We start from the raw sequence: 21553 nt of genomic DNA, 5'->3' as shown, positions 1-21553 counted from the left end.
GAAGGGATGAATCCGCTGGTGTGACGCGGGTGCGCGCGCTTGACCGGCGCCAAGGAGGCACCTTAGCGTGAGGGTGTTCAGAAATGTAGACGCCAATCATGAATATGGAACCGGGAGAGCTTGTGACGTCAGCCCCTCTCGCCGCTCGACTCAACGTCTCCAGCGGGCCGCTGTTCTTCCCGGTCACCGCCTACGGACCCGACGGCTCCGTGGACCTCGACGCCTACCGCACGCATGTCCGACACGGGGTGGAGGCCGGAGCCGCCGCCGTGTTCGCCTGCTGCGGCACCGGCGAGTTCCACGCGCTGACGCCCGAGGAGTTCGAGGCCTGCGTACGCGTCGCCGTCGAGGCGGCCGAGGGGCGCGTGCCGGTCGTCGCCGGCGCCGGGTACGGCACCGCGCTCGCGGTGCGCTACGCCCGTATCGCGGAGGCGGCCGGGGCGGACGGGCTGCTCGCCATGCCGCCGTACCTCGTGGTCGCCGGGCAGGAGGGGCTGCTGCGGCACTACCGGGAGGTCGCCGCCGCGACCGCCCTGCCGGTCATCGTCTACCAGCGCGACAACGCCGTCTTCACCCCGGAGACGGTCGTCGCACTGGCCCGCACCGACGGCGTCATCGGCCTCAAGGACGGGCTCGGCGACCTCGACCTCATGCAGCGGATCGTCAGCGCCGTCCGCACCGAGGTGCCGGGCGACTTCCTCTACTTCAACGGCCTGCCGACGGCCGAGCAGACCCAGCTCGCCTACCGCGCCCTCGGCGTCACGCTCTACTCGTCCGCCGTGTTCTGCTTCGCCCCCGAGCTCGCCCTCGCCTTCCACCAGGCCCTCCGGAGCGGCGACGACGCCACCGTGGACAGGCTGCTGGACGGCTTCTTCCGCCCGTTCGTCGAACTGCGCGCCCAGGGTCGCGGCTACGCCGTCGCCCTGGTCAAGGCCGGCGTACGGCTGCGCGGACTGGACGTGGGGGAGGTCCGTCCCCCGCTGCACGAGCCGACGGAGGATCATGTCAAGCAGCTCGCCGAACTGATCGAACGCGGCTACGCGCTGCTGGAGGAGGCCAAGTGAAGGCGTCGGCATTCGTCTACCCCTGGGACGTCAACGGGGACCCGGAGGCGCCCGCCCGGATCGCCGCGCTCGGCGTGGCACAGGTGACGCTCGCCGCCGCCTACCACTCCACCCGGGCGCTCACGCCCCGCCACCCGCGCCACCGCATCGTCACCGCCGAACACGCCGCCGTGCTGTACCCGGCGGACGACCGCTGGGACGGGCGGGAGCTGCGCCCCTACGCGGCCGGCGACTGGGCCCCGGGGGACGCCTTCGGCGAGGCCGCCGGCGCGCTGGCGGACGCCGGCCTGGAGGTGCACACCTGGGTCGTCCTCGCCCACAACTCCCGCCTGGGCGCCGAGCACCCGGACACCTCGGTCGTCAACGCCTACGGCGACCGCTACCCCTGGGCGCCCTGCATCGCGCAGCCCGCCACGCGTGCGTACCTCATCGACCTGGCGGCGGAGGCGGCCGCCCGGCCCGGGGCGCGCGGCACCGAGCTGGAGTCCCTCGGCTGGTACGGACTGCAGCACCTGCACGCCCACGACAAGACCGGCGGCGTCGGCCTCGGGGACGCCGGGCAGTACCTGATGGCGCTCTGCTTCTGCCCGTCCTGCCGGGAGGGCTACGGCCGGCACGGCCTGGACGCGGACCGGCTGGCCGCCGCCGTACGGACCGCGCTGGAGCCGGTCTGGCAGGGGGCGCCGTCCGACGGGGGCTGGCCGGGCGTCGAGAAGCTCCTCGGGGAGACGCTCGCGAACACCACGCGCGCGTACCGCGACGAAACCGCCCGCACGCTCCAGGAGGAGGCCGTCGCGGCGGTCCGGGCGGCCGCGCCCGAGGGCTTCCAGGTGCTGCTGCATGCGGACCCGGTCTCCTACCACGTGGGCGCCAACCCCGGGGTGGACCCCGCGCACATCCTGTCCGTCGCGGACGGCGTGGTCGTCCCCTGCGCGGGCGGCACCGGCACGCTGACGCCGTTCGCGGAGCAGCGCCGCGAGGGCGCCGTCATCGCCGCCAACTTCACCGTCGTCTCCGGCATGGGCGGCAGCCCCGGCACCCTCGCCGCCGACGCCGCCGGTGCGCGGCGCCTCGGCGCCACCGAGCTGCGGCTGTATCACGCCGGGCTGGCGTCCGACGGCGATCTGGAGACGGTCCGCTCCGCCCTCGCCCGGCTCTGAGACAGCCAGGCCGCCGTCACCAGCAGGCCCACGCCCAGGACCACCAGCACCAGCCGGTGGCCCACCGCCTCGACCAGGACAGTCCCGGCGGCCAGCCCGACGACGTTCGGCGCGTAGACGAGGGTGTGGGCCGTGGCGGTGACCCGGCCCAGCAGCGGGCCAGGGGTCTCGCGCTGCACCGCGGTCAGCGCGGCGATCAGCACCGCGGGCAACCCCGCCCCGATCGCCGCGCTGCACCCGAGTGCCACCGGGTCGGACGGCACCGCGCGCAGGGCCACCGCGAGCGCCAGCAGCACGATGCCGAGCGCCGCGAAGCGCAGCTCCCCCAGGCGGCGCAGGGCGGTGCCGGAGAGCAGGCCCACGGCGACCGAACCGGCGCCCTGCACGGCGTACAGCACACCGGCGTACGCGGGGGAGTGCCCGAGGTTCTCGACCACGGCGTACACCATCGCCCCGTTCAGGCCGGCGCACAGCATGGTGGCGCCGCCCGCCAGGACCAGGGGGCGCAGTGCGGGGTGCGCCCACAGGTGGCGGGCGCCCTCGGCGGTCCGCTGCCGGCTGCTCCGGATGGGCGGCGGAGGCATCGGCATCTCCTCCCGGGCGCGCAGCAGGGCGTACAAGCCCGTGGCCAGTACGAACGTCGCCGCGTCCAGCAGCGCGACGCCCGCGCCGCCGTATGCCGCGTACAGGCCCGCGCCTGCCAGCGGGGCCAGGAGCTTCATGCCCTCGGTTGCGGTCATGCGCAGGCCGTTGAAGTCGCCGAGCAGGGACGGGCCGACGGCGGTCGCGACGAGGGCCGACTCGGCCGCGTCATGGACGACACCCGCCGCCCCGTACACGAACAGCACCGCGTACAGCAGCCACAGATCGCCCGGGGCGTCGACGCTCACGAGGCTGAGCAGCAGGGCACCCAGCAGCACGTTCACGCCGATCAGCAGCGGCTTGCGGCGGCCCCGGTCGGCGAGCGTGCCCAGCAGTGGACCGGCCAGGGTCGGCAGCCACATGGCGAGCAGGCACAGCGCGGCCAGGCCGTCCGAGCCGGTGAGGTCCTTCACCCACACACCGGACGCCAGCCACAGGGCCGAGGTGCCGAAGCCGGAGACCACCACCGCGGAGAGGCAGAGCGCGGAGTCGCGGTCGCGCAGGACCCGCGCCAGGGGCCAGGTCGTTCTCGTCGTCATGCCTGCCCAGCGTGGCGCTAAGGCCCTGGGGAGGGGATCGGGCAGGTTCCTTAGGACGGCATCTCTGCGACAGCGGAGGAGCGCGGGCGGGACCGGCGAAGGCCCCGAAGCGACTGGCCTTGCGCTCATGGCCAGGTGTACATGGTCCGCTCGGTGCCATCGGCTCGCGTCGTCACAAGCTCCCTCTCCGTCCGGAGGATCGGCCCACGTCGGCTGCCTCTTTCACCCCTCGACCGGACCGAGAATCGTGATCTCTGCGTATCGATCTTGTGTGTGACCGAGGTGGCCCATGAGGCCAGGGGGGAAGCGTTGGTGCGTCATACGCAAAGGTGGCGCCGTGACAGATTTGGGGGGTGGCACGGAGACGCCGATACGGCGTTCCCGACTTGCCGAGTACGCGGAGATGACCCAACGGCCCGAGTCACCCGTGGCTCCCGGTCGGCAGCCGGCTTCCGACAAGTCCGGTTCTGGCGAGACGACTCGACCGGCTGATCCGGATTGCGCCCCGAGGCCACCTGAGGCATCGACGGTCGCTGAGGTGGCGTCGCTCAAGGAGGTGCCGGAGCCCACCGAGGAGGAAGTGGCCGCCCGGCGGCGCGAGTTCGCTGTGCTGCTGGAGATTTTCCGGGACACGGCGGTGCTGGTGCCGCTGCGCGACGGCGGCTGGCTCACCGCCGACTTCGGCGGGATCCGCTGGATCCTGGCCTTCTCCGACGAGCCGGCGCTGTCCCGGTACGCGCTCGCTCGGGACGAGGCCGACAGGGAGTGGACGTACCAGACGGTCCTCGGGGCGCGGCTGCTGGACGTGGCGGTACCGGAGGCCGGTGTGCCGTGCGGGGTGGCTCTGGACGCGGCCGACGATGCCGAACACGCGCTGCTGCTCCCGCCGGTGACCGGAATCGTGCCCGACGCGTTCGCACTGGACCGTGCACAGCAGGGAGGGACGCCTCGATGACGGGGGGCGGCAACGGCAACGACCTGTCGGCGATCGGACTCGACGAGATCGCCAAGGGACTGACGGCGGCGCTGGGCGAGTTGAAAGAGCTCGGCATGGTCGGTGAGGCCGGCGCGGGCCGTGGTTTCGGCGACATCGCACTGTCCGGTCTGGAGTTGGGCGCGGAGGGTCTCACCGGCACCTTCGGCTCCTTCTGTGAGCGGTGGGAGTGGGGCGTCCGTTCGCTGATCCAGGAGGGCAACCTGTTCGCGCTGAAGACGGGGCTCGCGGCCGGGACGTACTACGAAACCGACCAGTACGTCGCAGGAGCGATGAAGGTCGGCGTCAATTCGGTGATCGGCAATCCGCACGCCTCGGAGGACGAGATCACCGGCAAGGACTGGGGCGAGGTCTGGTCGAACAACCCGGTCACCCAGGTCAGGGACGCCGACTACAGCAAGGAGTCCTTCGACCGGGCCCGGGAGGCCAGCGCCCAGGGCTGGCGGGACGCGGGCCGGGACGTCATGACGTCCGAGAACCTGGTCGGCATGGGGATGGCGCCCGAGAGCATTCGCGAGCGTGCCGGGGTCTCGGATGCGACGTGGGAGCGGGTGCTGGACGAGCAGTTCGGCCCCTCGCCGGAGGAGCGTGCCCGGATGCAGGGCGGCGGGGGTGAGGGCTGATGGGCGTCCTCGACGACATCGGCGGCGGCCTGGGCAGGCTGAAGGACGGCGTCAATCACGGCCTGAACGTTCTCGATGACGGTGTCGACGCCGGTAAGAAGGTGGTCGGCGGGGGCATCGACTGGGGCACCGACCGGCTCGGTGACGGACTTGACCGGGTCGGCCTGAAGGATGCCGCGGACGCGGTGGAGGACTGGGGCGACGACATCGCGTCCGACCTCGGCGCCACACCGGGGGAGCAGCAGCTCGGCCAGACCGAGGAGGCCAACGAGCTGATCCACGGCAACCCGGAGAAGATCCGGAGCAGTGCCGAGCACCTTCGGGACTTCTCCGCCGCCTTCGACAAGGTCGGCTCGGGGATGAAGAAGGTCGACTCCTCCGCCTGGCGTGGCAAGGCCGGGGACGCCTTCCGTGAGAAGTTCGGCGTCCACCCCTCGAAGTGGCTCCAGGCCGCCGACGCATGCGAAACCGCCGCCACCGCGCTGGACGCCTACGCCGGCACGGTGAAGTGGGCGCAGCAGCAGGCGCAGGAGGCCATCGAGTTGTACGCGCGTGGCAAGAGCGCGTCCGAGAAGGCCATCGGGGAGTACAACCAGAAGGTCGACGCCTACAACGCCAAGGTGCGGGCGGACCAGGACCCCGGCCCCACTCCCGGGCCGTTCCACGACCCCGGCAAGGAGACCATCCGGCAGGCGCGGGAGAAGCTGGCCCGGGCCCGGGCTCAGCGGAACACCGCCGCCGGTGACGCCGAGGCGGGCATCAGGAAGGCCCTCGCCCACGCCCCGGCGGAGCCGCCACCGCTGGACCGCCTGACCGGCAACGTGGTCGACGGTCTCGTGGCGACCGGCGTCGAGCTCAACCACGTCGTGGGCGGTGTCGTCAAGGGCACCGCGGGCCTGGTCAGCTTCGCCCGCGGCCTGAACCCGGTCGACCCCTACAACCTGACCCACCCCGCGGAGTACCTCCAGAACATCTCCCTGACGCTCTCCGGCCTGGTCTCGACCGCGGCCCACCCCGAGCGCGCGCTGAACGCCGCCGTGGACGGCTTCAAGAAGGACCCGTCCGAGTTCATCGGCCGCCTGGTGCCCGAGCTCATCGGCACGAAGGGCGCGGGGCTGGCGCGGGGTGGTCTGCGCGCTGCCGTGAGGGAGGGGATGGAGACGGGAGCGGGAGCCGCGAAGGGCGTACCCGACGGTGCGAAGGTCGCGGACGAGGCCGCCGACGCGGCGCCCAAGGACTGGAGCGACCTCGCACGGTCGACGGACCACGTCAAGGAAAAAGCCATCCATTACGACTCCGTGGACCCACAGAAGGCCCAGGAGTTTCTGGACAGCGAATATCCGTGGTTGAAGGGCGTCAACAATACCGATACTCCTGGCTATCGAGACAACTGCAGCCATAACGTCGTCTCCGTGGACCGCAGGCTGGACGGGGTCGAGGTGAGTGCGGCGCCCAAGCTGCAGCCGGATCACATTCCCCCGGAGCAACTCGGCCTCAAGGACAGGGCCAAGGGGCACTATGACATGGTCAAGAGCTACGATGACATCATCCGAGACCTCCAGGCGCGCGGAGAGGGTTCGAGAAGCGCCGTGTACGTGAGCCGACCCGACGGCAGCGCCCACGTCTTCAATGCCGTGAACACCAAGCACGGGGTCGTTTTCCTCGACGGGCAGTCAGGAACCCTCGGAATACTGGAGAAAAATGTGTCATCGATCGGACACATTCCTTACCGCGATGGGAGCTCCTAAGTGCTGAGTCGTGACGAGGCCGTGGCGGCGGCCGCCGAATACCTGAAAACCAAGGCTTTCCCTGAGAAGCCCGATTCTGTAGTGATGCTGCCGGAAACAGCGATCCGGTTCCCTTACGGCTGGACCGTGCGCTTCGATTTCAAGGAACACATCGACACGGGCGACCCCACGCAGGCTCCGTTCACGTCGCTCATCGTGGTACCGCACGACGGCACCGATCCGCACTTCTCCCCGACCTACCTTCCGGCGGACAAGTACATGGAACTCCGCGCGACGGGTGAATGGCCCCATGGATGGCCGCCGAAGAGGGGGCACTGAGGGATGTCGAGTCCCGACCAGAGGGCAACCGCCTGGCTGAACGCCACCTACGGCGGCCTCGTGCGGCTGGCCGTCGGGCACCCCGTGCACGAAACGGCGGCCGCATGGCTGATGGCCTGCCGACCGCTGTCGCAGCCGGGGTTTCCGGAGACGCCGATGATGGCCGCGTCGGTCGTCGTCCCCAAGGACGGCGGGACCCCGTTCCACCCGGCGCCCAGCGCCCCACTCGCGGACCTGGAACCCGTGGCACCGGAAGACGCGGCTCGCCGGGTCGAGACGCAGCCCCGTCGGATCAACATCCGCGGATGTGTCGTGACTCTGCACTCCACGATCAACGGCGCCCCCTCCACGCCCCTGCCCTGGCAGCCGTCGGACGAGGCGCCCGGCTGGTGGGAACGGCTGACGCGGCGCTATTTCCCCGAGTTCACGCGCGTCGGGGCCGGGGGTTGGGACGACGTGGTCCGGGCGGTCTCGGAGACGGGGCCGGACACCCGTGGCCTGGTCTGGGTCCGCCGGGAGGTCGGTGGCCACGAGGCGACCGGCAACCTGCTCTACGCGCACAACCACAAGGGACAAGTGGTTCTCCTCGACGCGCTGACCTCCTCCCTGGCCCGCCTCGACTCGTCCCTGGTCCGTGAGCTCGTGCTGCTCCGCGCGCTGCCCGGCGCGTTCACGCCGCGCCCCGACCCGTGGGAGCACGCGGCACCCGACTTCGCCTCCGCGGTCGACAAAGCACGCCGTTGGCTTCAGGACGCCTATCGCGGCGAAGTGGAACTGCACGCCCCGACCGCGCAGGACGAGACCACGCGCGGCTGGGTCTTCTCCTGCAACACGAGCCGTTTCCTGCGCGAAGGTCACTGGCAGGACTGCATGCTCGACGCGACGGTCGTGGTCCCGAAGGACGAGACCGCGCCCTTCGGCCTGCCCAACACCGACCCGTGGGGCTGGCTCGCCCGCTGGGACGCGGGCGGCACCCTCGGAGGGGCGGACCTCCCGAAGCCACCGCCTCCCGCCCGCGCCGCCTGGTTCCGATCGACGCTCGCCGACCTCGGTCCCGTGCTGTCCGTGTCCGAGCACCAGGACTGGGCGGCGGCGGTCGAGGCGGCTTCCGCACTGCCCGTCGCGGCCCGCGCCCTGATCTGGGCTCGCCGTACGGACGGCCGGGGCCGCGAGGCCGTCGGCCAGCTGGTGAACGCGCTCCGCCTGGAGGACGGCGTCGTCCTGGTCGACGGCGCGTCGGGCGAGCCGGCCGTCCTGGACCCGACGGGAGTCCACCGGTTGCACGTCGTCCGCTACCGCTGAGGGACGTCCGGGCAGGCAGCGCCGACGAGCACCCGGCCTCCGATGGCCGGGGCGACGCACGTCTCGCCCGGGCCGTCGGGGGGCGTCATCCCGGCCGGTGGGCCGTCGCGGCACGCCCGTCGCACCGGCCGGCCCGTGCGACGCGGGGCCGTAGACGGAGAGCGGGGAAACGTCGAGTGGGCGATGAGTTCTGCGGTCGGTCGCGGTCTACCTTCCGGATGACACACGGAGGAGCAGCCCCATGACCGACAGCACTCCAGGCACGACCGGCCCGACCCTCGACCTCGGACCCCAGACGGAGGCCCTGGCGCAGCTGGTGGTCGGTGTCGGCGACGAGCAACTGGCCGAGACGACTCCCTGCCCCGAGTACGCGGTGCGCCACCTGCTCGGCCACCTGGCGGGACTGTCCGCCGCCTTCCGCGACGCCGGCCGCAAGGACCTCGGCGCCACGACCGACACCAGCCCGGGCTCCACGCTCCCGGACATCGGGCCGGGCTGGCGCGAGGAACTGCCCAAGATCCTGACCGAGCTGGCCGACGCCTGGCGCGACCCGGCCGCGTGGACCGGCATGACCCGGGCCGGGGGCGTCGACCTGCCGGGCGAGGTCGCCGGGCTCGTCGCCACCGACGAGCTGGTGATCCACGGCTGGGACCTGGCCCGCGCGACCGGCCAGGAGTACGCCCCCGACCCGGTGGCGCTCCAGGTCTGCCACGACTTCCTCGCCGCGAGCGTCGACGACCCGAGCCGGGGCGAGATCTTCGGGCCTGTGGTCCCGGTGGGTCCCGATGCGTCGCTGCTGGACCGGTCCGTGGGGCTGAGCGGGCGGGATCCGGGGTGGAAGCCCAGGTCGTAGAAAGCGATTGCTGCTTCTTGCGTCAGAAGCATTGACGAAACAAACGCGCCCTCCTACCGTCATCGCGTCGTACTTCGTACGTCATATATGAGACGCGATACGCGAGATCCGATACGCGATCCACCGAGATCGCGAGATCCGAGAGGCGCGCATGACCTCTGTGCCCACACCGATCCCCTCCCGCACGCAGTACGTGCTGGAAGGGATCAAACACCGCATCCTCACCGGGCAGCTGACCCCCGGGCAGGCGCTGGTCGAGACCGAGCTCGCCGCGCAGTTCGGGGTGTCGAAGACCCCGGTGCGCGAGGCGCTCAAGACCCTCGCCGGGACCGGGCTGGTCGTGATGAGCCAGTACAAGGGCGTCACGGTGCGCATGGTGGACGCGGACATGGCGCGCGAGGTCTACGACGTGCGACTGCTGCTGGAGCCCGAGGCCCTGAAGCGGGCCGTGCAGCGCGGCGCCTCCCTGGACGCCGCGCGGGACGCGCTGACCCGGGCCGACGTCGCCACCGACACCGCCGAACGCTCCCTCGCCAACCGGGAGTTCCACCGCGCCCTGTACCTGCCCTGCGGCAACCCGCTGCTCGGCCGGATGCTCGACGAGGTCCGCGACCAGGCCGCCCTGGTCTCCGCCGTCGCGTGGGCCGCCTCGCCCTCCTGGGAGCGGGAGGCCGGCGAGCACCGCGAGATCCTCCGGCTCGCCCTCGACGGCGACGCCGACGGCGCGGCCCGCGCGCTCCACGCCCACATCGCGTCCTTCGTGCAGCGCGCTTTCCCCCAGGCAGCACTGGAACAGGAAGGTCAGGAATGAGCAGCGTGGCGTTCGAGACCCAACGGGCGGCCCTGGCCGACGTGGTGGCGATCCCGGTGACCCCGTTCGCCGAGGACGGCTCCGTCGAGCAGGACACCTACCGGGCCCTGCTGCGCCGTCTGCTCGACGGCGGCATCACCACCCTCACCCCGAACGGCAACACCGGCGAGTTCTACGCCCTCACCCCCGAAGAGCGCCGTCTCGTCACCGAGGTGACGATCGACGAAGCGGGGGAGCGGGCCACGATCCTCGTGGGCGTCGGGCACGACATCCCGACCGCCGTCGCCTCCGCCCGGCACGCCCGTGAGCTCGGCGCCCAGATGGTGATGGTCCACCAGCCCGTCCACCCCTACGTCTCCCAGGCCGGCTGGGTCGACTACCACCGCGCCGTCGCCGAGGCCGTGCCCGAGCTGGGCGTCGTGCCGTACATCCGCAACGCGCAGCTCACCGGGGCCCGCCTCGCCGAACTCGCCGACGCCTGCCCGAACGTCATCGGCGTGAAGTACGCCGTGCCGGACGCCGCCAGGTTCGCCGCCTTCGCCCGGGACGCCGGACTGGAACGGTTCGTGTGGGTCGCGGGACTCGCCGAGCCCTACGCCCCCTCCTACTTCTCCGCGGGCGCCACCGGCTTCACCTCCGGGCTGGTGAACGTCGCCCCGGCCGTCTCCCTGAACATGATCGAGGCGCTGCGCTCCGGCGACTACCCGGCCGCCATGAAGGTCTGGGAGCAGATCCGCCGCTTCGAGGAACTGCGCGCGGCCAACGGCTCCGCCAACAACGTCACCGTCGTCAAGGAGGCCCTCGCCTCCCTCGGCCTGTGCCGCCGCGACGTCCGCCCGCCGAGCCGGACGCTCCGCGAGGACGAACGCGCCGAGGTCGCCGCGATCGCCGCGGGGTGGTCGATATGACCGGCCGGCTGCGCCCCGAGGAGCTCCGGAGCCACCAGTGGTACGGCGTCGAGGGCCAACTGCGCACCTGGTCGCACAACGCCCGGATGCGGCAGCTCGGTTACGAGGCGGAGGAGTACCAGGGCCGCCCGGTGATCGCCGTGCTGAACACCTGGTCCGACATCAACCCCTGCCACGTCCATCTGCGCGAGCGCGCCGAGGCGGTCAAGCGGGGCGTGTGGCAGGCCGGGGGTTTCCCGCTGGAGTTCCCGGTCGCCACGCTCTCCGAGACGTACCAGAAGCCGACCCCCATGCTCTACCGCAACCTCCTCTCCATGGAGACGGAGGAGCTGCTGCGGTCGTACCCGGTCGACGCGGCCGTGCTGCTCGGCGGCTGCGACAAGTCGACGCCCGCGCTGCTCATGGGCGCGGCCTCGGCCGACGTGCCGGCGCTCTTCGTGCCCGCGGGGCCGATGCTGCCGGGCCACTGGCGCGGTGAGACCCTCGGCTCCGGCACCGACATGTGGAAGTACTGGGACGAGCACCGCGCGGGCAACCTGACCGACTGCGAACTGCGCGAGCTGCAGGGCGGATTGGCCCGGTCGCCCGGTCACTGCATGACCATGGGAACCGCGTCGACCATGACCGCGGCGGCGGAGGCCCTCGGCATGACGCTGCCGGGCGCCTCCTCGATCCCGGCCGTCGACTCCGGGCACGAGCGGATGGCCGCCGCCTCCGGGCGCCGTGCCGTGGAACTCGCCTGGACCGCGCTCAAGCCGTCCCGGATCCTCACCCGCGAGGCCTTCGAGGACGCCGTCACCACGGTGCTCGGGCTCGGCGGCTCCACCAACGCCGTCATCCACCTGATCGCCATGGCCGGGCGCTGCCGGGTCGACCTCACCCTCGACGACTTCGACCGCATCGCCCGCACCGTGCCGGTCCTCGCCAACGTCCGGCCCGGCGGACAGACGTACCTCATGGAGGACTTCTACTTCGCCGGGGGCCTGCCCGCGTTCCTCTCGCGGATCACCGACCTGCTGCACCTGGACCGGCCGACCGTCAACGGCACGCTGCGGGAACAGATCGAGGGCGCCGTCGTCCACAACGACGACGTGATCCGCACCCGCGAGAACCCGGTCGCCGACGAGGGCGGGGTCGCCGTGCTGCGCGGCAACCTCTGCCCCGACGGCGCCGTCATCAAGCACATCGCCGCCGAGCAGCACCTGCTCAAGCACACCGGTCCCGCGGTCGTCTTCGACGACTACAAGACCATGCAGCGCACGATCAACGACCCCGGCCTGGACATCACCGCCGACAGCGTGCTGGTGCTGCGCAACGCCGGGCCGAAGGGCGGGCCGGGCATGCCCGAGTACGGCATGCTGCCGATCCCCGACCGCCTGCTGAAACAGGGCGTACGGGACATGGTCCGGATCTCCGACGCCCGGATGAGCGGCACCAGCTACGGCGCGTGCGCGCTGCACATCGCGCCCGAGTCGTACGTCGGCGGGCCGCTGGCCCTGGTCCGCACCGGTGACTCGATCACCCTCGACGTCGAGGCCAGGCTCCTCCAACTCAACGTGGCACAAGAGGAGCTGGAGCGCCGGAGGGCGGAGTGGACACCGCCGCCCACCCGGTACGAGCGCGGCTACGGCGCGCTCTACAACGAGCAGATCACGCAGGCGGACACAGGCTGCGACTTCGAGTTCTTGGCAAGGCCGGGCAAGGCCCCGGATCCCTACGCAAGCTGATCGGACCCACTCAGGGGTGCGGGGCTGTATCGATATGCGGCTCCGCCGCGTGGCGCGACAAGCCACAGCGAGCCCGCAGTCGCCACGCAACCCCGAGAGGCACTCACGCACCGCGAGAAAGCGCTTTCCGCACCACGAACGCAAGCCGTACCGAGATCGGAGACCCTGTCATGGCCCAAGCCGCAGCCGTGGCGAAACCGCCCGCGCCACCCCGGCGGCGCCGTGCCTCCGCCACCCCGCGCAGGCTCCCCTACCTGCTGATCGCCCCGGCCGCCCTGCTCATGCTGGGCTTCATCGCCTACCCCGTCATCAGCGTCTTCTACTACAGCCTGCAGAACTACAACCCCACCAAGCCCTGGCGGAACGGATTCGCGGGCTTCGACAACTTCGTCCACGCCTTCACCGAGGACCCCGTCTTCTGGGACACCCTGGTCTTCAGCGCCAAGTGGGTCTTCGTCGAGGTCGGACTCCAGCTGCTGTTCGGTCTGGCGCTGGCCCTCATCGTCAACCAGACCTTCGTGGGCCGGGGCCTGGGCCGCGCCCTGGTCTTCTCCCCGTGGGCCGTCTCCGGCGTGCTCACCTCCGCGATCTGGGTGCTGCTCTACAACTCCCAGACGGGCATCACCCGTTACCTCGCGGACATCGGCATCGGCTCCTACGGCACCAGCTGGCTCTCGGACACCTCCACCGTCTTCCCGGCGGCGATCGTGGCCGACCTGTGGCGCGGCGTGCCGTTCTTCGCGATCCTCATCCTCGCCGACCTCCAGTCCGTCTCCAAGGACCTCTACGAGGCCGCCGAGGTCGACGGCGCCAGCCGCATCAAGCAGTTCTGGCACATCACGCTGCCGCACCTGAAGGACGCCATCATCCTGTCCACGCTGCTGCGCGCGGTGTGGGAGTTCAACAACGTCGACCTGCTCTACACCCTGACCGGCGGCGGCCCCGCGGGCGAGACGACCACACTGCCGCTGTACATCGCCAACACATCCGTCGACGCTCACAACTTCGGCTACGCGTCGGCCCTGACCACGGTGGCGTTCGTGATCCTGCTCTTCTGCTCGATGGTCTACCTGCGGCTGAGCAAGTTCGGAGGCGAGAGCAAGTGAGCGTCAAGGAAGCGACCAAGACGGTGCCCGCACCCGTGGACGCCGTCCCCGAACCGCCGCGTCCGGCGAAGCGCGACCGGGCCTGGGACGAGGCGCCCCGCTGGCAGATCTACCTGCCCCTGGGGATCTACCTGGTCTTCACCCTCATCCCCTTCTACTGGATCCTGCTGTTCGCCCTGCGCCCGGCCGGCTCGACGTCGCTGGTGCCCTGGCCGATGACCTTCGACCACTTCGAGAAGGTGTGGACGGAGCGCAGCTTCGGCACCTACTTCACCAACAGCGTGCTCGTCGGCGTCGCCACCCTGGTCATGACGACCCTCGTCGCCCTGGCCGGCGGCTACGCCCTCGCCCGGTTCGACTTCAAGATCAAGCGGGCGTTCATGCTCGGGCTGCTGTGCTCCCAGTTCGTGCCGGGCGCGCTGCTGCTGGTCCCGCTGTTCGAGATCTTCGCCGAACTCCAGATGATCAACAGCCTCGGCAGTGTCATCCTCGCCGAGACGGTCTTCCAGCTGCCGCTGTCGATGATCCTGATCAGCAACTTCATCAAGAACGTGCCGTACTCCCTGGAGGAGGCGGCCTGGGTGGACGGCTGCAACCGTATGACGGCCTTCCGGATCGTCGTGCTGCCGCTGCTGCGGCCCGGCCTGATCGCCGTCGGCTCCTTCGCCTTCGTCCACTCCTGGAACCACTTCCTGTTCGCCCTGATGTTCCTCAACAACCAGGACAAGCAGACCATCCCGGTCGGCCTGAACACCCTGATGAGCGCGGACAGCGTCGACCTGGGCGCCCTCGCGGCGGGCGGCATCATCGCGGCCGTGCCGGTCGTGATCGTCTTCGCCTTCATCCAGAAGTGGCTGATCACCGGGTTCAGCGCGGGGGCGGTGAAGGGATGAGGATCAGACAACTCGCCGTCGCCGTCGGGATGTTGGGGGTGCTCTGCGTCCCGGCGCACGCCGAGACCCGCGACCTCGGCCGTGACACCCTCCCCGCGAACGACGGCTGGGCGGCCGAGGGCGAGGGCACGACCGGGGGAGCGGCCGCCGACGCCGGCCACGTGTACACCGTGACCGACCGGGCCGGGCTCGTCCGCGCCCTGGACGGCGGCAGCGACACCCCGAAGATCATCAGGATCGCGGGGACCATCGACGCCAACACCGACGACGACGGCGACCGCCTGGACTGCGCCGACTACGCCACCGGCGGCTACAGCCTGAAGAAGTACCTCGCCGCCTACGACCCCCGCACCTGGGGCGCCGCCAAGCCCAGCGGTCCCCAGGAGGAGGCCCGCCAGGCCTCCGCCGCCCGGCAGGCCGAGCGGATCGCGCTGCCCGTCGGCTCGAACACCACGATCGTCGGCCTCGGCGAGAAGGCGGTCCTCAAGGGCGCCAGCCTCCAGGTGCGCAACGCCCACAACGTGATCATCCGCAACCTCGAACTGCGCGACGCCTACGACTGCTTCCCCGCCTGGCAGCCCAACACCGGCGGCCTCGGCGACTGGAAGGCCGCCTACGACAACCTCTGGCTGGCCGGCGCCACCCATGTGTGGGTCGACCACATCACCGCCTCCGACCGGGGCCACCCCGACGCGAAGGAACCCACCTACTTCGCCCGCAACTACCTCCGCCACGACGGCCTGCTCGACATCACCAACGGCTCCGACCTGGTGACCGTCTCCTGGAGCCGGTTCGCCGACCACGACAAGGCGATGCTGATCGGCAACAGCGACACCGCCACCGGCGACCGCGGCAGACTCCGCGTCACCCTGCACCACAACGCGTTCGAGTCCGTCGTCCAGCGGGCCCCGCGCGTCCGCTTCGGCCAGGTGCACGTCTACAACAACCGCTACGACATCACCGGCGACGACTACCGCTACTCCCTCGGCGTCTCCACCGGGTCGAGGATCCACGCCGAGAACAACGCCTTCCACGCGCCCGGCCACGTGGAGGTCGCCGACCTGGTCAAGAGCTGGAACGGCAGCGCCCTGCACCAGAGCGGCACGCTCTTCAACGGCTTTCCGGTTGACCTGCTCATGATCTACAACGCCTACAACTCCGGCAGCGAGCGCGATCTGACGGACGACGTCGGCTGGACGCCCGTCCTGCACGGCCCGGTCGACAGCGCCGCCGCGGCCGACCGGGCGGTGGCCCGCGGCGCGGGAGCGGGGAGGATCCCATGACCGGCCGCATGATCGACGCCATGAACACACCTGTGCCTGTCGTCCTCGCCGGCGCCCGCGGTCACGGCCGCTGGCACGTGGAGAACATCCGCCGACTCCAGCAGCAGGGCCTCGTCCGGCTGGCCGGTGTCTGCGAGCTGACACCGCTGACCGCCGACGAACTCGGCGACCTCGGCACCCCCGAGCAGTCCGCCGACTTCGGCGCCCTGCTGGACTCCACCGGGGCCCGGATCGCCGTGATCTGCACTCCCATCCCCACCCACACCGACCTCGCCCTCACCGCCGCCGAACGGGGCGTGCACCTCCTGCTGGAGAAGCCGCCCGCCCCCTCCTACGCGGAGTTCCGCCGGATGGCCGACGGGGTCGCCGCGGCCGGGGTCGTCTGCCAGATCGGCTTCCAGTCGCTGGGCTCGCACGCCCTGCCCGCCATCCGCGAGCTGGTCGGCCAGGGCGCGATCGGGCAGCTGGTCGGGCTCGGCGGAGCCGGTGCCTGGGTGCGGGACGAGGACTACTTCCGGCGGGCGCCCTGGGCGGGCAAACGGCGGCTGGACGGCGTCGACGTGATCGACGGGGCGCTGACCAACCCCCTCGCGCACGCCGTCGCCACCGCGCTCGCCCTCGGCGGCAGCACCCGCGCCGAGGACGTCACCGCCATCGAGACCGAGCTGCTGCGCGCCAACGCCATCGAGTCCGACGACACCTCCTGCGTCCGGATCACCACCGCGCAGGGCCACCCCGTCACCGTCGCCGCGACCCTGTGCGCCGAGCAGGCGGACGAGCCGTACGTCCTGGTGCACGGCAGCAGCGGCCGCATCACCTTCTGGTACAAGCAGGACCGCGTGCTGCTCCAGCGCGCGGGGCACGGCCCGGAGGAGTTCGAGCACGGCCGCACCGACCTGCTGGAGAACCTCGTCGACCACCTCACCACCGGCGCGGACCTCCTCGTCCCGCCGGACGAGACGGGCGCCTTCATGAAGGTCGTGGAGGCCATCCGGAAGGCTCCCGACCCGGCTCCGCTGCCGGACACCGCCTGGCACCGGATCCCCGGCGAGAACCGCCGGGTGGTGCCCGGCATCGACGGGCTCGTCGCGGCCGCCGCCGACACCCTCTCCCTCTACTCCGAGCTGGGGGCCCCTTGGGCTCTGGCGGCGGAGCATCTGTCGAAAGAGGTGAGCACCAGATGACCAGCAGCAACGACACCGCGGTGCTGCGTGTCGCGGGCCGGCCGGTCGGCCGGTACGTCACCCGGCCCGAGCTGCCCGCCCGGCTCTCCCCGCGGCCCTACCTGCACCCCGTCACCACCCTGGCCGGCACGTCGGTCACCGAGCTGACCCCCGCCGACCACGCACACCACCTCGGCGTCGGTGTCGCCGTTCCCGACGTCGAGGGGTCCAACTTCTGGGGCGGGCGCACCTACGTCCGCGACCAGGGCCCGACCGAGCTGGACAACCACGGCTCCCAGCGGCACATGGCCTTCCAGCTACGCGACCCCGACGGCTTCGTGGAGGAGCTGCGCTGGGTCGCCGCGGGTGGTGAGCTGCTGCGCGAGCGCCGCACGGTCGCGGCCACCGAACTCACCGACCAGGCCTGGGCGCTGGACCTCACCTTCTCCCTCACCAACGTCACGCAGAGCCCGCTGTCCATCGGCAGCCCCGCGACCAACGGCCGCCCGGGCGCGGCCTACGGCGGCTTCTTCTGGCGGGCCCGCAAGGAGGCCGCCGCGCCGGAGGTCTTCACGGCCGACGCCGAGGGCGAGGCCGGGGCGCACGGCAGGCGCGCCGACTGGCTCGCCCTCGCCGGGGACGGCTGGACGCTGGTCTTCGCCGGCGCCACCGAACAGACCCGGCGCGACCCCTGGTTCGTGCGGACCGAGGAGTACCCCGGGGTCGGTTCCTCGCTGGCGTACGACGAGCGGCTGCCGATCCCGCCGGGCGAGACCGTCGTCCGCCGGGTCGTCACCGTCGTCGCCGACGGCCGCCTCGACCGGGACGCCGCCGCGGCCCTCGTCCGCAAGGCGGTGAGCCCGTGACCTCCGGAACGCCCCTGACCGCCGGGACCTACACCAACCCCGTCCTCGACGCCGACTGGTCCGACCCGGACGTCGTCCGCGTCGGCGACGACTTCTACCTGACCGCCTCCAGCTTCGGCCGCGCCCCCGGCCTGCCGCTGCTGCACTCCCGCGACCTGGTCAACTGGACCCTGGTCGGCCACGCCCTCGAACGCCTCGAACCGGCTGCCGCGTTCGCCGCGCCCCGGCACGACTGCGGAGTGTGGGCCCCGTCCCTGCGCCACCACGACGACCGCTTCTGGATCTTCTGGGGCGACCCGGACCAGGGCATCTTCCAGGTCAACGCCCCGCGCATCAGGGGGCCCTGGACCCGGCCGCACCTGCTGAAGGCGGGCAAGGGCCTGATCGACCCCTGCCCCCTGTGGGACGAGGAGACCGGCGAGGCCTACCTGGTCCACGCCTGGGCCAAGTCCCGCTCCGGCGTCAAGAACCGGCTCACCGGCCACCGGATGCGCCCCGACGGCACCGAACTCCTCGACGAGGGCAAGGTGATCGTCGACGGCGATCGCATACCCGGCTGGTTCACCCTCGAAGGACCCAAGCTGTACCGGCACGACGGCTGGTTCTGGATCTTCGCCCCGGCCGGGGGAGTGGAGACCGGCTGGCAGGGCGCCTTCCGCTCGCGCGGCTTCTTCGGGCCGTACGAGGAGCGCATCGTCCTGGAGCAGAAGGACACCGGCGTCAACGGCCCCCACCAGGGCGGCTGGGTGCGCACCCCGTCCGGCGAGGACTGGTTCCTGCACTTCCAGCAGCGCGGCCCCTACGGGCGGGTCGTGCACCTCCAGCCGATGTCCTGGGGGCCGGACGGCTGGCCGGTGCTGGGCGACGACGGCGCCCCCGTCACCGGACACCGCCGCCCCGCCCTGCCGCCGCAGCCGCCCGCCGCGCCCGCCACCGACGACGACTTCCCCGGCGGACGGTTCGGCCGCCAGTGGCAGTGGACGGCCAACCCCGGCGACGGCTGGGCCACCCAGCACTCCGCGGACGGACTGCGGCTGACCTGCGTCCGCTCGGCCGACGCCCATGACCTGCGCAAAATCCCGAGCGTGCTCACCCAGCGGCTGCCCGGCAAGCCCTGCGCGGTCGAGGTGGAGCTGCGGCTCGACAGCGACGAGCCGGGCGCGCGGGCGGGACTCGCGGTGCTCGGGGACGCGTTCTCCTGGATCGGGCTCCAGCGGGGCGCCGACGGGGCCGTGCACCTCGTGCACCGGTTCGCCGAGGGCGTCGCCGACCGGGAGCGGGACGCCGACCACGCCCGGCTCGCCCCCGACGGCCGGGCCCGGCTGCGGATCGAGGCCGGCGCGGGAGCGCGCTGCCGCTTCTCGGCCGACACCGGCGACGGCCTCCGGTCGTCCGGCCCGGTCTTCGCCGCCACCCCCTGGCGCTGGGTCGGCGCCCTGCTCGGCCTGTTCGCCCTCGCGCCCGCCGGAGGCGGGCACGCCGGAGCCGCGACCTTCACGCGGTTCAGAGTCACGCCCTCATAAGTCACCCCGTACGCCTTGGGAGCCGCAATGACGCACCTCCGTAGCAAGCGCTTGTCCAGACCGGGGCAGCCCGGCACGGTCGTGGCCGCCGTGCTCGGCCTCGTCGCCGCGCTGGGGCTCGGGGCGATCGGTGACGCCCAGGCGGCCCCGACGGCTCGAACCGCGCCCGCCGCCGACCGCTGGACCGACCGGCCGCACGGCTTCGCCTCCCTCGCCGGCGGCACCACCGGCGGGGCGGGCGGCAAGGTCGTCACCGTCACCGACCAGGCCGCGCTGGCGAAGTACGCGGCGGCCGAGGAGCCGTACGTCATCCGCGTCAGGGGATCCCTGGACATGGACCCCTTCGGCACGGAGATACCCGTCGCCTCGGACAAGACCATCATCGGCGTGAGCGACACGGCCGAGATCGTCCACGGCGGGTTCACCCTCGACGCCGGCACGCACAACGTGATCATCCGCAACCTCACCATCCGCGACACCGCCATCGAGGGCAACTGGGACTGCAAGGACACCGACTACGACGGCATCCGCCTCGACACGGCCCACCACGTGTGGATCGACCACATACGGTTCTCGCGGATCTGCGACGGCCAGCTCGACATCCGCAAGGACAGCGAGTACGTCACCGTCTCCTACAACCAGTTCACGAACAACAACAAGACCTTCGGCATCGGCTGGACCCCGAACCTCAAGACGCAGATCACCGTCGACCACAACTGGTTCCGGGGCACCAAGCAGCGCAACCCGTCCGCCGACAACTGCGCCTACGCGCACCTCTACAACAACTACCTGTCCTCGCAGCTCTCCGACGGCGACCCCGTGTGGACGTACGGCAACTGGTCGCGCGGCCGGACGAAGATGGTCATCGAGAACAGCTTCTACGACGGCGTCCAGCACCCCTACCAGGCCGACGCCACCGCCGAGCTGGTGCAGCGCGGGTCGGTCCTGAAGAACACCACGGGCCGGCACGACGCGTGGGGCACGGCGTTCGACCCGCGGGAGTTCTACCCCTACCGGCTCGACCCGGCCGCGGCCGTGCCCGCGCTGGTGAAGCGGTTCTCCGGACCGCAGAAGCGGATCGGCGGACCGGTCACGCTGCACGTCCCGGGCGACCACCCGACCGTCCAGTCGGCCGTGGACGCCGTGCCCGAGGGCAACGACGTGCCGGTGACGATCGCCGTCGCGCCGGGCACCTACCGCGAGAAGGTGGTCATCCCCGCGGGCAAGCCGCACATCGAGCTGCGCGGCACCGGACGGCACCGCTCCGACACCGTCATCGTCTTCGACACGCCCGCCGAGTACGGCGGCTCGACGGGGAGCGCCACCGTCCGGATCGCCGCGAACGACGTCACGGCCCGCCACCTCACTTTCAGCAACGACTTCGACGAGGCAGCGCACGAGCTGAAGGGCGAGCAGGCGCTGGCGATGAAGACGACCGGCGACCGGATCGTCTTCGACGACACGGCGTTCCTGGGCAACCAGGACACGCTGATGACCGACAGCCCCAAGCTGACCACCGTCAGCCGGGTCTACGTCCGCGACTCCTACATCGAGGGCGACGTCGACTTCGTCTACGGCCGGGCCACCACGGTGATCGAGCGGTCGGTGATCCGGGCGCTGAGCCGGGGCTCGGACACCAACAACGGCTACATCACCGCGGCTTCGACCTGGAAGGGCAACCCGTACGGGTTCCTGATCACCCGGTCGAGGATCGTCAGCGACGCCCCCGCCGGGTCGTTCCACCTCGGCAGGCCCTGGCACCCGGGCGGTGAACCGGACGCGATCGGCCAGGTGCTGATCCGGGACACCGAACTGCCCGCCGCGATCAAGAGCTCTCCGTGGACCGACATGAGCGGGTTCTCGTGGAAGGACGCGAGGTTCGCCGAGTACCGCAACCACGGAGCGGGCGCGACGGTCACCGCCGACCGTCCGCAGCTGAGCCACCAGGAGGCGCGGTCCCACACCGTCGCCGCCTACCTGAAGGGCACGGACGACTGGGCGCCCCACACCCGCCACTGACCCCCCACACC

General features: G+C 71.6%; 19 protein-coding genes. 18 read left to right on the top strand and 1 reads right to left on the bottom strand.

Features of this window, described 5'->3' with window-relative positions; translation table 11 throughout:
* Positions 1-122 precede the first annotated feature (122 nt).
* The gene (locus tag C1703_RS08480; protein WP_114251320.1) at positions 123-1064 is read left to right on the top strand and encodes a 5-dehydro-4-deoxyglucarate dehydratase; all 942 of its coding nucleotides are present in this window, start codon (positions 123-125) and stop codon (positions 1062-1064) included.
* Positions 1061-2224 carry a hypothetical protein gene (locus tag C1703_RS08475; RefSeq protein ID WP_114251319.1) on the top strand — a complete coding sequence of 388 codons (1164 nt, stop codon included), beginning with the start codon at positions 1061-1063 and terminating at the stop codon, positions 2222-2224. Before C1703_RS08480 ends, C1703_RS08475 begins: the two co-directional genes overlap by 4 nt.
* On the opposite strand, the gene C1703_RS08470 is transcribed toward C1703_RS08475, so the two are convergent.
* On the bottom strand, positions 2161-3405 hold the full coding sequence (locus tag C1703_RS08470; RefSeq protein ID WP_114251318.1) for an MFS transporter: 1245 nt from the start codon (positions 3403-3405) through the stop codon (positions 2161-2163). The genes C1703_RS08475 and C1703_RS08470 overlap by 64 nt on opposite strands.
* 538 nt (positions 3406-3943) lie before the next feature.
* On the opposite strand from C1703_RS08470, the gene C1703_RS08465 reads away from it, so the two are divergent.
* From C1703_RS08465 to C1703_RS08385, 16 genes are all read left to right on the top strand, one after another.
* Positions 3944-4360 carry an SseB family protein gene (locus C1703_RS08465; protein ID WP_114251317.1) on the top strand — a complete coding sequence of 139 codons (417 nt, stop codon included), beginning with the start codon at positions 3944-3946 and terminating at the stop codon, positions 4358-4360.
* A complete protein-coding gene (locus C1703_RS08460) occupies positions 4357-5022 on the top strand; it encodes a hypothetical protein (RefSeq protein ID WP_114251316.1) in 666 nt (221 codons plus the stop codon). The genes C1703_RS08465 and C1703_RS08460 overlap by 4 nt, the downstream gene beginning before the upstream one ends.
* Positions 5022-6770 (top strand): putative T7SS-secreted protein, encoded by a 1749-nt coding sequence (locus C1703_RS08455; RefSeq protein WP_114251315.1) that lies wholly within the window; start codon positions 5022-5024, stop codon positions 6768-6770. The genes C1703_RS08460 and C1703_RS08455 overlap by 1 nt, the downstream gene beginning before the upstream one ends.
* Positions 6771-7088, top strand: coding sequence for a YrhB domain-containing protein (locus tag C1703_RS08450; protein ID WP_037756979.1), 318 nt, complete (start codon positions 6771-6773; stop codon positions 7086-7088).
* Between the two features lie 3 nt (positions 7089-7091).
* The gene (locus C1703_RS08445) at positions 7092-8390 is read left to right on the top strand and encodes a YrhB domain-containing protein (RefSeq protein WP_114251314.1); all 1299 of its coding nucleotides are present in this window, start codon (positions 7092-7094) and stop codon (positions 8388-8390) included.
* Between the two features lie 241 nt (positions 8391-8631).
* A complete protein-coding gene (locus tag C1703_RS08440; RefSeq protein ID WP_114251313.1) occupies positions 8632-9243 on the top strand; it encodes a TIGR03086 family metal-binding protein in 612 nt (203 codons plus the stop codon).
* A 151-nt stretch (positions 9244-9394) separates the two neighbouring features.
* The gene (locus C1703_RS08435) at positions 9395-10054 is read left to right on the top strand and encodes a GntR family transcriptional regulator (protein WP_114251312.1); all 660 of its coding nucleotides are present in this window, start codon (positions 9395-9397) and stop codon (positions 10052-10054) included.
* Positions 10051-10962: a dihydrodipicolinate synthase family protein gene (locus C1703_RS08430; RefSeq protein ID WP_114251311.1), complete on the top strand. Its 912-nt coding sequence runs from the start codon at positions 10051-10053 to the stop codon at positions 10960-10962. The genes C1703_RS08435 and C1703_RS08430 overlap by 4 nt, the downstream gene beginning before the upstream one ends.
* On the top strand, positions 10959-12689 hold the full coding sequence (gene araD, locus C1703_RS08425) for an L-arabinonate dehydratase (RefSeq protein ID WP_114251310.1): 1731 nt from the start codon (positions 10959-10961) through the stop codon (positions 12687-12689). The genes C1703_RS08430 and araD overlap by 4 nt, the downstream gene beginning before the upstream one ends.
* Positions 12690-12859: 170 nt before the next feature.
* Positions 12860-13795, top strand: a complete 936-nt coding sequence (locus C1703_RS08415; RefSeq protein WP_114251309.1) for a sugar ABC transporter permease — start codon at positions 12860-12862, stop codon at positions 13793-13795.
* A gap of 23 nt (positions 13796-13818) precedes the next feature.
* Complete coding sequence (locus tag C1703_RS08410; RefSeq protein WP_232840738.1) at positions 13819-14688, top strand: carbohydrate ABC transporter permease; 870 nt, start codon at positions 13819-13821, stop codon at positions 14686-14688.
* Positions 14685-15971, top strand: a complete 1287-nt coding sequence (locus C1703_RS08405; protein WP_114251307.1) for a pectate lyase — start codon at positions 14685-14687, stop codon at positions 15969-15971. Before C1703_RS08410 ends, C1703_RS08405 begins: the two co-directional genes overlap by 4 nt.
* The gene (locus C1703_RS08400; protein ID WP_198678117.1) at positions 15968-17155 is read left to right on the top strand and encodes a Gfo/Idh/MocA family oxidoreductase; all 1188 of its coding nucleotides are present in this window, start codon (positions 15968-15970) and stop codon (positions 17153-17155) included. The genes C1703_RS08405 and C1703_RS08400 overlap by 4 nt, the downstream gene beginning before the upstream one ends.
* The gene (locus tag C1703_RS08395; RefSeq protein ID WP_114251306.1) at positions 17152-18000 is read left to right on the top strand and encodes a PmoA family protein; all 849 of its coding nucleotides are present in this window, start codon (positions 17152-17154) and stop codon (positions 17998-18000) included. Before C1703_RS08400 ends, C1703_RS08395 begins: the two co-directional genes overlap by 4 nt.
* Positions 18001-18014: 14 nt before the next feature.
* Positions 18015-19523: a glycoside hydrolase 43 family protein gene (locus C1703_RS08390; RefSeq protein ID WP_114257338.1), complete on the top strand. Its 1509-nt coding sequence runs from the start codon at positions 18015-18017 to the stop codon at positions 19521-19523.
* 27 nt (positions 19524-19550) lie between these two features.
* Positions 19551-21542: a pectinesterase family protein gene (locus C1703_RS08385; protein ID WP_114251305.1), complete on the top strand. Its 1992-nt coding sequence runs from the start codon at positions 19551-19553 to the stop codon at positions 21540-21542.
* Positions 21543-21553 lie beyond the last annotated feature (11 nt).

The organism is Streptomyces sp. Go-475 (assembly GCF_003330845.1).
GTDB lineage: Bacteria > Actinomycetota > Actinomycetes > Streptomycetales > Streptomycetaceae > Streptomyces.
Note: the sequence above shows the minus strand (reverse complement) of the source record. Positions and strands in the feature narration are given on the sequence as shown.